Origin of the sequence: Microcystis sp. M079S1 (assembly GCF_020246425.1) — a bacterium.
Lineage (GTDB): Bacteria > Cyanobacteriota > Cyanobacteriia > Cyanobacteriales > Microcystaceae > Microcystis > Microcystis aeruginosa.
In genome coordinates this window covers 20,863-31,269 of record NZ_JADBSZ010000100.1, presented here as the reverse complement: position 1 = coordinate 31,269, position 10,407 = coordinate 20,863, and the positions used below count along the sequence as shown (strand labels likewise).

Genomic DNA, 10,407 nt, shown 5'->3' with positions numbered 1-10,407 from the left:
GGATTAGCCAAAAACAAAACCGCATCGGAAATCAATAGAGTCACAGAAAAACTTTTTCAAGAGATTCACCCTGACCAAAGAAAAACCTTTACTTGTGACAACGGCAAAGAATTTTGTGGACATCAAGAGTTGAGTCAGAAACTAGGAGCAGATTTTTATTTTGCTACTCCTTATCATTCGTGGGAGAGGGGATTAAACGAGCCTACCAATGGACTGTTAAGACAATTTTTCCCCAAGGGAACGAATTTTAAAATTGTTAAGCCAGAGCAGGTGGAAATAGCCGTAAACTTGATTAACAATCGTCCTCGAAAATGTCTTGACTATCGTACCCCGAATGAGGTATTCTATAAAGGTAGATCAGATAGTGATGCAATTCAGACTTGAATCGGCCTGTCATCAATTCTATCTGGGTAGTTAACTAGGTCTAATTATCAGCGGAGCGGACATAAACTGACCATCCTGGCAGTTCTTCAATAGAAATTTTTTCTGACAATTCTGGTAAGTAATTTTTAATAATTGTCGTTCTTTCCAGCTGCCATTTGTTGTTTTTTTCTTCTTCAAAAAAAGCAACTGATTGAGTATCTGAGGGTATATATTCTCGAAAATGTTCATTAGTGAGAGGCAAGTCACCAACATCTCTATCGTATACCCCTCTCATGGAGTGGTATAATTTTCCTTCTGCCATTATGCTTGATAGCAAATAGTCAGGAAAATAAGCAGAATTTGGGTGTTTTATTGAATAGTTATAACTCATTTCCAGAGGATTATTGTTAGTTATCTCACTTAGAGTAAAATTAATGGCAGCTGGGACAGATATTATATATCTATAACTTATTGAAATGGTTACAGCTAAACCAAAAACTATAAATAGCTTAACTAATCTAGAAAATTTTAGAACAACTTTATTGTTTACTTTGTCATCATAAATAATAATTTCAAGGAAGATAGCTACTACAGTCAACAATAAAAAGTACAAGGCGACGCTGTAAGAGTTAATATCTCCACCCCATTTCAGCCTACTGGAAAAGGCAACTGGCAACATATAGATAGTTACCAGGAAAAATATCAACCAATTATTTTTATATAACCATTTTCTTATTGTAGTTGAACCCTCAATTTTTAAAGTGACCCCAATATTAATAATTATGATGATTAAGTAAATCACAAGATAGCTCATCAACTCATAAAATGTAGATTTGATTAGGTTGAACTTTTCATTAGTTTGCGATGAAAGAGCATTGGGTAAATTAGCCATGAATTTAAACATTGAAAAATATAAATAATCAGGACTAAACAATAAAAAAATAGCAGAAGAAATGATCACTCCAAATGCCATTAAGTAACCAGTGTAAATCTTTACATAATCATAGTTTTTGGTCAAAATCAAGTAAGTAATTATAGCTAGAGGTAGAAAAATTAAATTATGCTTTGTCCAGATTGCTAAAATTGATAAAAGAGCCGACATTGGTAAAAGATAAGCATTTAACTTTAACCACATATTTTTGTAACGCCAATACACGGCTATACAGGCCATTGCTGCAAGCATAAGAGAGGGAGAATCAACATGAATCCTGAAAGCAGAGTATTTTAAGGGAGTAGTATTTTCTACCCAAAATAAACATAAGTAAATAATTAAAGTACCATATAATAGCGTGGATTTTCGTTGAATCTTTGAAAACGATGCACACAAAAATACCAAGGGTAAAAAGAATAAAGTAATGTTAATCACACCTCCTATCATAGTAGCAATAGTAGGGGAATTAGCTAAGGTAGCTGGCCAATAAAAAAGCGGGCCTATTGGTCCATAGGCCCAAAATAAAACTGGTCCAGTTTCTAAAGCATTAATTTGCCTATAGCCGCAATTAAAAGCAAAGGTAGGAATCAAACGATTATGGCTCAACTCATCGAGAGGAAACTGTAAAACCTTTAGCCCGATCAGGAGAATCACAGTTAAAGATAAGGGTAGTATGGAAAAGACGACAAACTTATCTAAAAAATTCTGAAACCCAGACTTCTTAGCAATCCATACACTGACAGCTAAAACCAGAAAAAATACAGCTAACACAAATGTACTGATGTTCATGTATATTGGGGTGCCTCGAAATTCAACAACAAAATTAATTAATAAATAGAGACGTACCGTAGATAGTACGTCTCGACGCTCTCAAAGTTTTACAGTTCTTTTAACTTCGATCGCAATTCCTCTAATTCCGCATCCACTGCCGAATCCCTGACGGTGGTTGCTTGGGGTAAAGTGGGTTGACTAGAAGCTGTACCAGGTAATGCTCCCCCGGACATTTGTGCTTTTAGCAGTGCTAATTCATCATCCACATCGCTACCCGATTCTAGTGCAGCGAATTGATTTTCGATGCCGATGCCACCCAATTCACCGTAAGCTTGACTAGTGGCTTCTAACTCGATAACTTTTGCTTCCATGCGCTCAAAAGCACCCACGGAACTACTGGTATTGATACTGCCGAGGGTTTTTTGGAGTTCTTCGTTAGCTTTTGCGGCTCTGGAGCGAGCTACTAACATATTTTTCTTGGTTTTTGCCTCAGAAATCTTACTTTCGAGCGCAATCAAGTTTTTTCTCAGACTATCTACCTGTACCGTTTGCTGATCCAGTTGATTTTTGAGAATGGCGGCGGTTTCCGTGAAATCTTTCTTGCGTTTAAGAGCTTCCCTGGCGAGAGTTTCATCCCCTTTAGCAAGGGCTAATTTGGCTCTTTGTTCCCATTTATTGGCTTCTGACTGGTCTTTGCTGTATTTTTGTTCCGTTTGTCGCTGTTCGGCGATCGCTCTAGCGACCGCTTGACGTACCTGTACTAGATCCTCTTGCATATCACTGACAGCTTGTTCCAGCATTTTTTCTGGATCTTCAGCCTTGCTCACCATATCATTGAGGTTAGCTCGGACAACTCGGCTAAGGCGATCGAATAAACCCATGACGCTCTTGTTCCTCTCGGTGTGTACTAAATCAGTTAACTGTTCTTAAAATTTCCTATCTTGCCTAACGGCTTATTCTCTAATTTGACACTCTCCGCCCTAAAAGTGCGGAGATTCTTGGGCTGAATCCGGCCTCTACTAACTAAGTTAGCTTTGGACTTACAGTTTCATATCTAGTCCGACTACACCTATAAGGCAAGCACTCTTAAAGACTACTCCCCAAGCGTAAATTTCTGTGTGTCCCACAGTATTTAATTGTTTGGCGTTCTGACAGTTTGGACTTAATTAAACACCATTGACTGTTAGAAATTTTCAGATCACGGAGTAGGACGTTTAACCTGTTTGCTCACGTTCTCACGGTCGGAACCACCTGTGGGTATTTTAGCACAAGGCCATCCTAAAAGGACGGGGTTTTCAACCCAAATTTCTGATCAACCACAGAAGCAATCAGCAGTCAGTATTCATGAGTCAGATGTGAGTTTTCAGTTCACTGATTACTGTTTACTGTTCACTGTTCACTGAAAATACACCCCACTTCCCACATCACCCATCCAAGTTTTCTTGTTTTAACTTGAGTAATTCCGCTTCAATTTGTTTTTGTCCCTCCAAATCTTGGAATTGTCGCTCTAAGGGGTCTTTATACCCGATTAAATCGGCTTGGGATTCAGCTTCTAGGACTTTTGCTTCTAATTTCTCGAAAATAGTTCCCATCTGACTGCTGTTCAAACTGCCCATAATTTCTTGGGCTTTTTGACTGGCACTCGCTGATCGCAATCTGGCCACATAAAGGCTTTTCTGTGCTTTCATCTCAGCATATTTGCGTTCAATTGTCAAGAGTTCTTTCTTTAACTTTTGTATAATAGCCGTCTGTTGTTGCAGGGAGGTTTGTAGGGGGGCGATCTGACTTTGATAGGTTTGCCATTGGCTGAGAGCTTGGCGGGCGAGTTCCTCGTTACCGTGATGTAGGGCTAATTGGGCGCGTTCGTGCCAAGTTTGGGCCGCTTTTTCCTGTTGTTGTCGTTGGCGCTCGGTACGTTTCTGGGTAGCGACGGCTGCCGCCAGGGCTTGTCGCATTTGCATCAATTCCCCTTCCATCGCCAAGATCGCCTTTTCCAGCAGTTTTTCGGGATCTTGATTTTCCTGAATCAGACTATTGACTTGGGCGCGAATTGCTTGGCCCATGCGCTCAAACAAACCCATTGCCGTCCTCCCGATAGGAACCCTAATAGTTTACCGAAGTGCCGCTCCTATCAATAATGATAGAACTAGGGACGGGGGACTGGGACGGATCGGCTGTTTCTGAAGGTGCCGGACTACTGGGAGAAGGGGATGCTTGTAATTCTGGCGGTAACTGTTTCATTAACTCCGTGGCATCCTGTCGGTTTTGATTGGCCAAGCGACGGGCTTTTTCCCGTTGAAAAAAGGGTAAATTAGCGGGTGATTCTTCTCTTTGACGCAATTCCTCCAACATTCGTTCGTTAATGATCGCGGTCGAGGGGGCGGGGGTGACTTGGGGCGGTGGCGGTGGTGGTGCGGAAACTAGGGAAGATGCTGGAGGGGTACTGGGGTCCGGGGGGGCGACGGGTAAAGATTGCTTGATCTTACTGACGGGTAATTGATGGGCCGGCATTGGGGATGGTGGCGGATTCGGGGGTAAGAGGGCATTAGTCAGATTGATAGCGGTGGGGGGACTCTGAACCACTGGTGGGGAGGTAATATTAGTTATCGGGCTAGTTTTAACCGGAGGAGCGGGAATATTAACGATCGGACTGGTTTGAGGAGTTTTCTGTACTGGACGAGCGATCGCTATCAATCGATCGAGGTGGCGGGAGTTATTTTGGTGCGGCTCGAGGGGGGAATTCTCAGCTTTCCTCGGGGTGGGGGTGGTGGTTAACCATTGATTGAGACTGAGGAGACTATTAGCAATTAAAAAGATCACCATTGCCCGGATACCCCAAGGGGTAAAAAAGACATCTTTAGCTTGGGGATAGACGTTAATGACAGCAGCTTCTAGGTATTCTGGTTCCCGAGCGGGATCGATGGCTGAACTGGGTTGATGAACGATCGAGAGAGGGGAATCTTGGGGGGATGGGGATCGATCGGATTTCATGAGGGTATTAAAGGTTATGCTGAAAAGTTAGGGGGTTTTTTCGTCCTAGTGTACCGTGGTATTCCCTAGATTTTCCAGATGTCTTTACATTCTCTTGACAAAATTTTGGCGGTTATTACTCAACAGGCGGGTTGGGAAGAATATCGCCACTATGATCAAGTGCTGCAATTGTGGCCAAAAATTATTAATCCCCGTCTGCTTGAGCAAACCCGGCCTTTTTCCCTGAGTCGCGGGGTTTTATCGGTGGCTACCAGTAGCGCCGCTTTAGCACAGGAATTGTCTTTACAACGCTATAGCTTATTAAAACGGCTTAATAGTCAGTTAGAGACTCCCTTGAGCGATATCCGCTTTTCTGCTGCCCGTTGGCAGCAGGATAGTCAGTTAATTCCGCTAGAAGCGATCGCACCTAATTCCCTCAGAGATCATCCTAGCTATGTCACCCCGGAAAAACCGCCAGAAAATCCCCAGCAACCGGACGGTTTAGAGACTTGGAGCCAGAAAATACGTCATAGAACCCGATCCTGGCCAATTTGCCCTCGTTGTCAGTCTCCCACTCCCTCCGGAGAGCTTGAGCGTTGGCAATGTTGTGCTTTTTGTTTTGCCCAGTCGGGCGGGGTAAAAGATGCAATTTTTTTATAGTATTGTGGAAAGAGTGGTTTTGAGTCAGGAATCAATTGGCCGATCTTTTCTGTCTTAATTGAACCTGTATTCATCAATTCTATCGAGCTAAGGCTTGATCCCCGTTCTGTTATTGCTGATACTAGACCCAATAACCTCGGCCACAACTGAGTTGAACTCTTCAGTTTTGAGACAGTGCTGCTTTTTGCAAAGTAACTATTAAAAGATTCTAAAAATAAAATTTTTTTTGGGGATCACTAAAAACTATATGGCATATCAGTTCTAGCTGTGGTAGTCAGGAAAATACCCTTGGCACAGGGTAGGACAATATTACACAGAGCGAAAAGAGAGTCATCCCTTGAGTTCGTTATAATCATCTTCCTTTTAAAGCCAACCCATGCAAGCCGCAAACTTTCTTACTTCTTCCTGTCGATACTGCCGATACTATCAAACCCAAGGTCGGCGCGGTGGCACTTGTCAACAACTAGATGTTCCCGTCGAAGCTCATTGGAAAGCCTGCGCTCTAGCGATGCCTCCTTTTAGTACTGAATGGCAACAACTCAATCGGGTGGTTAGTTTAGAACAGTCTCTAGAATTAACCTGTACAGTGTCGCCAACTCCCGTGGTGGTTTCCCCTAGTCGTCATGCTCCCCGACAACCGATCGCGGTTTAGAATATCTGGGGCCTAAACAGGAGCAAAAAATTGGCGTTGCCCATTAAAAATATGAATTCACCCTCCCACATCTTTCAGGGCGCTATTTTTGAGATAATAGATGAGTTGATTGCCAAGATAAAGCTGGGAAAAGCAGAATTGCTGTAGAAAGTATTCAGGAGTTGAGAGTTGGGGTTTGAGGGTTTTGGGGTATTAGTTGAAATTCCCCTATCTCCCCACACCCCGCACCCCGCACCCCACTTCCCACACCCCACTTCCCGATAATTAATGTCGCCAGAATGCCCCCGATGACTTCTCATCGTCCCCTAAAAATTGGTATAGTTGGCACAGGGTTCGCCGCTCAACGTCGCGCTGAAAGCTTGCAAGCGGATGGTCGCGCCCAGCTTCTGTATGTTAGCGGTAATAGTGCCGAATCGATCGCTAATTTCTCGCAAAAATACCAAATTTCTGCCCTAGATTCAGCAGTAAGCCTTGCCAGCCATCCCGATCTCGATCTGATTGTCGTTGCCAATGTTAATCAGGCCCATGCCTCGATCGCCCGTACTGCCTTAAAATCCGGTAAGCACGTTATCGTCGAGTATCCCCTGGCTTTCCACCCAGCAGCGGCAGCAGAATTAATCACCCTAGCCGAAACCGAGAAGAAATTACTGCACGTCGAACATATTGAACTTTTGGGGGGACTGCATCAAACCCAACAGCAGTATTTAGCCACCCTCGGCAATATCCACCTAGCCCGTTATACCACGATCGCCACCGGCAGACCAGCGCCCCGGCGCTGGACATTTCATCGGGATTTATTCGGTTTTCCTTTGATCGCTGCCCTTTCTCGTATCCATCGCTTTACTAATTTATTTGGGGAAGTGGAGTCCGTATCCTGTCATTGTCGTTATTGGAATGCCCCGGAATCCGATTATTTTCTGGCCTGTTTGTGTGAGGCGCAGTTATTATTTAAAAATGGCTTAATTGCCGAAGTTACCTACGGCAAAGGGGAAGTTTTTTGGCAAAATGAGCGAACTTTCACTATTCATGGCGAGACGGGCAGCTTAATTTTTGAAGGGGAAACAGGGCAGTTAATTAATAGTGAAGGTAGCCAAGCTTTAGAAGCGGAAACCCGTCGCGGTCTTTTTGCCAAAGATACCGCCATGGTGCTAGATTATCTGTTCGATCGGGTTCCTCTCTATGTTACTCCCCAAGCCAGTCTTTATGCCCTAGAAGTGGCATACGCTGCCTATCAATCTTCGTTGTCGGGAAAAACAGTTTTTCTCGCAGACAATTAAACCGAATTAGACTTTTTGAATTAACTTTCTGCCTAGTAAACCCTGGGGACGAACTAACAACATAATAAAGAGAATAGCAAAAGCGATCGCCTCTCGATAACCGGAATATTCTGCGGGAACAAAAGCTTCGGCAATACCCAATAATAAACCACCGATTACTGCTCCGGGGATACTTCCCAATCCCCCTAAAACAATCACTCCTAAACCTTTTAATCCGAAAGCAATACCGAAATAGGGGCCAGCGATACTAACACTAGAACCGACTAAAGTTCCTGCTAAACCTGCCAAGGCACCACTAATAAAAAAGGTAATCACGATAAATTTTTCGGGATTGATCCCCAACAAACTGGCAGTGGTGACATCTTCAGCTACCGCTTGTAAAGCTTTGCCCATTTTGGTGAAATTAACCCAATAAGTCAGTAAAGCTACCATCACTGCTGAAACCAGAAAAATAATAATCTGAATTGTGCGAACTGCCACGGGGCGATCGACTGTACCGAAATTAATTGCGGGGGGAAGATTGCCATAAATCCCATCGGGAAAAGTATAAATTTCTGCCCCGAATAAGTATTGAATGACATTGACAATCACCAAGGCTGCCCCTAGGCTAGAAACCAGAGTTAAGAGAGAATCGGAACCGCGTACCCGGAGGGGTTTAAAGGCCAATCTTTCCAGAAGAACCGAGGTGAAACCTGAAAGGATACAGCCTAGCAAGAGTGCCAAAAAAAAGGGTAAGGAAAAGGGTAATTTGGCATTAGCCAATAAACCATTAAAACCGAAAACTCCCCCCGCTAGAGCGTAGGTAAAATAGGCACCGAGGGTAAAAATTGCGCCATGGGCAAAATTGATAATCCCTAAAATGGAAAAAATCAAAGTGTAACCGAGGGCAAAAATAGCATAGACACTACCGATCGATAAACCGTTTAAAACCTGTTGAAAAATCGTTACTAGATCCATTGTCAGGGTTAGCTAGGGTAACTTTTGATTATAACTGACGGTCGCCACCACATCCGGTAAAGGACGCTGCAGTTTATATAACCAGAATAAACCGAAAATACCGATAGCGATCGCTCCTAAACTAATTATTTGCGCCATTTTCAAAAGCCCAAACATTAAACTATCGGTGCGTAGCCCCTCGATCCAGAATCTACCTAGACTGTAGGCGATAAAATAGACTAGGGTAAGGGTGCCAATTTTTAATTTACTAGGGTGTTTTAAACCCCAGAAAAATAGATAGATGAGTAGGGCAAAAACTGCCAGATTCCAGAGAGATTCGTAGAGAAAGGTGGGGTGAAAATAATCGACGGCGATATATTCTAAAGGACGACTAGCCGGAGGAATAAACAACTTCCAAGGTAAATTAGTCGGACTGCCAAAAGCTTCCGAATTAAAAAAGTTACCCCAACGTCCGATCGCTTGACCGAGAATAACTGAAGGGGCCACCAGATCGAGTAATTGCCAAAGAGAAACCCGATTAATGCGGGCAAAGATTAGGGCTGCCAGCAAACCCCCGATAATTGCCCCGTGAATAGCGATACCGCCCTTCCAAATGGCGATAATATCAGCAGGATTTTGCGCGTATTCTTGCCACTGAAAGAGAACATAGTACAGACGGGCTGCAGGTATGGCCCCCACTACTAACCAAATGGCCAAATCGGCGATTAAATCGGGATTGATCGCTCTTTTTTGGGCGAGGTACTGGGAGAGGGTGACACCCAATAATAGCGCCATAGCGATGAGAAATCCATACCAGCGCACCGAAATCGGTCCGATCTCCCAGAGGACGGGGCCGGGAGACTGAAAGACAAAACCTAAGAGCATAAAATTATTAAGAATAAAAAATTTTATCTTTCCTATAGTATCTTATGCTATGATGGAATGCGGTGACATATTTGCGGATGTGGCGGAATTGGTAGACGCGCTAGATTTAGGTTCTAGTGTCTTTGATGTGTGGGTTCGAGTCCCTCCATCCGCATTAACCTTCGGGTCGATGAAGTGTAACCTGATTTGGCGTTGACGAGCGACGACCCAAAAGGAAAACTTGTTAATTGCCATTTTTGAGACTCCGATTCGGGAAATTGGTATGAGATTTAACGTTGAAAAATCTTCCTTTTATTTTTTCAACTGACTTCTTACCCAATTCCGAAATGCTTTGACTAACTCTAGGTAATCCAATGTTTCAGCTTGTTGTAAAAATATAGCAATTTCTAAGATGGGTAAATTAGGAAAAAATCGACTGGTTGGGGAGGTTATATAAGTGCTATTTTGTAATTGTTGGATGACCAGAGATTCCCCATTATAAACCCAAACCTCTGCCACGCCTAAATCTGCATAAACCTGAAGGCGATTTTGAGAACTGCTGGTAACATCAATTTCTATGACTAAATCCGGTGCTGGGTCTTCATTTAAGTCCAGTCGCTTTTTCCCCCGAACCGCCTCAATATTATCAATGTAAAAACATTCATCTGGTTCTGCACCACTTAATTGAGGTCGTTTAAAGGTGGTAGAACCGAGGGGATAAATCGGGACTGCTGATTCTTCAGCTAGGGTTTCGACAAAGCGACCGATGAGGGTTTTACTAAATTCGTGTCCGGTCGAAGGAGCCATCATTTCTAAATTGCCACGATTGTAGGTCAGCTGCAGACGGCGATCGCTCATTTCTTCTAGCAGCGTTTCGTAGGTTTCCCAGCTAATCCCGGACAGGTGAATTATTTCAGCCGGTGGTGCGAGCAGTGTTACAGTCATAGATTCAAGCAAAAATCCCATGCTTCCATAATAATCAA

General features: G+C 43.3%; 11 protein-coding genes and 1 tRNA gene. 5 read left to right on the top strand and 7 right to left on the bottom strand.

Annotation, left to right across the window (positions count from 1 at the left end; genetic code table 11):
- The coding region (locus IM456_RS06155) for an IS30 family transposase (RefSeq protein ID WP_287705291.1) at positions 1-384 on the top strand (384 nt) is incomplete at its 5' end.
- 40 nt (positions 385-424) lie between these two features.
- On the opposite strand, the gene IM456_RS06150 is transcribed toward IM456_RS06155, so the two are convergent.
- The 4 genes from IM456_RS06150 to IM456_RS06135 all read right to left on the bottom strand — a co-directional run bounded on the left by IM456_RS06150 (position 425) and on the right by IM456_RS06135 (position 5,056).
- Positions 425-2,083 (bottom strand): hypothetical protein, encoded by a 1,659-nt coding sequence (locus IM456_RS06150; protein ID WP_287692894.1) that lies wholly within the window; start codon positions 2,081-2,083, stop codon positions 425-427.
- An 89-nt stretch (positions 2,084-2,172) separates the two neighbouring features.
- Positions 2,173-2,946 (bottom strand): PspA/IM30 family protein, encoded by a 774-nt coding sequence (locus IM456_RS06145; protein ID WP_147073245.1) that lies wholly within the window; start codon positions 2,944-2,946, stop codon positions 2,173-2,175.
- Positions 2,947-3,489: 543 nt separating this feature from the next.
- Positions 3,490-4,146: a PspA/IM30 family protein gene (locus tag IM456_RS06140; RefSeq protein ID WP_287692896.1), complete on the bottom strand. Its 657-nt coding sequence runs from the start codon at positions 4,144-4,146 to the stop codon at positions 3,490-3,492.
- Positions 4,147-4,168: 22 nt separating this feature from the next.
- Entirely contained in the window at positions 4,169-5,056 is an 888-nt protein-coding gene (locus IM456_RS06135; RefSeq protein ID WP_149985509.1) for a hypothetical protein, read from the bottom strand.
- 78 nt (positions 5,057-5,134) lie between these two features.
- On the opposite strand from IM456_RS06135, the gene IM456_RS06130 reads away from it, so the two are divergent.
- The 3 genes from IM456_RS06130 (at position 5,135) to IM456_RS06120 (ending at position 7,624) form a co-directional block, all read left to right on the top strand.
- Positions 5,135-5,695, top strand: a complete 561-nt coding sequence (locus tag IM456_RS06130) for a DciA family protein (RefSeq protein WP_287692897.1) — start codon at positions 5,135-5,137, stop codon at positions 5,693-5,695.
- A gap of 376 nt (positions 5,696-6,071) precedes the next feature.
- Entirely contained in the window at positions 6,072-6,347 is a 276-nt protein-coding gene (locus IM456_RS06125; protein WP_045356513.1) for a hypothetical protein, read from the top strand.
- Between the two features lie 278 nt (positions 6,348-6,625).
- On the top strand, positions 6,626-7,624 hold the full coding sequence (locus IM456_RS06120; protein WP_149985508.1) for a Gfo/Idh/MocA family protein: 999 nt from the start codon (positions 6,626-6,628) through the stop codon (positions 7,622-7,624).
- Between the two features lie 6 nt (positions 7,625-7,630).
- On the opposite strand, the gene IM456_RS06115 is transcribed toward IM456_RS06120, so the two are convergent.
- Positions 7,631-8,581 carry a branched-chain amino acid ABC transporter permease gene (locus tag IM456_RS06115; RefSeq protein ID WP_149985507.1) on the bottom strand — a complete coding sequence of 317 codons (951 nt, stop codon included), beginning with the start codon at positions 8,579-8,581 and terminating at the stop codon, positions 7,631-7,633.
- A gap of 12 nt (positions 8,582-8,593) precedes the next feature.
- Complete coding sequence (gene lgt, locus IM456_RS06110) at positions 8,594-9,445, bottom strand: prolipoprotein diacylglyceryl transferase (RefSeq protein WP_287692898.1); 852 nt, start codon at positions 9,443-9,445, stop codon at positions 8,594-8,596.
- Positions 9,446-9,518: 73 nt separating this feature from the next.
- On the opposite strand from lgt, the gene IM456_RS06105 reads away from it, so the two are divergent.
- Positions 9,519-9,599 (top strand) — tRNA-Leu (locus IM456_RS06105).
- Between the two features lie 137 nt (positions 9,600-9,736).
- On the opposite strand, the gene IM456_RS06100 is transcribed toward IM456_RS06105, so the two are convergent.
- The gene (locus IM456_RS06100) at positions 9,737-10,369 is read right to left on the bottom strand and encodes a Uma2 family endonuclease (protein ID WP_287692899.1); all 633 of its coding nucleotides are present in this window, start codon (positions 10,367-10,369) and stop codon (positions 9,737-9,739) included.
- Positions 10,370-10,407: the final 38 nt, after the last annotated feature.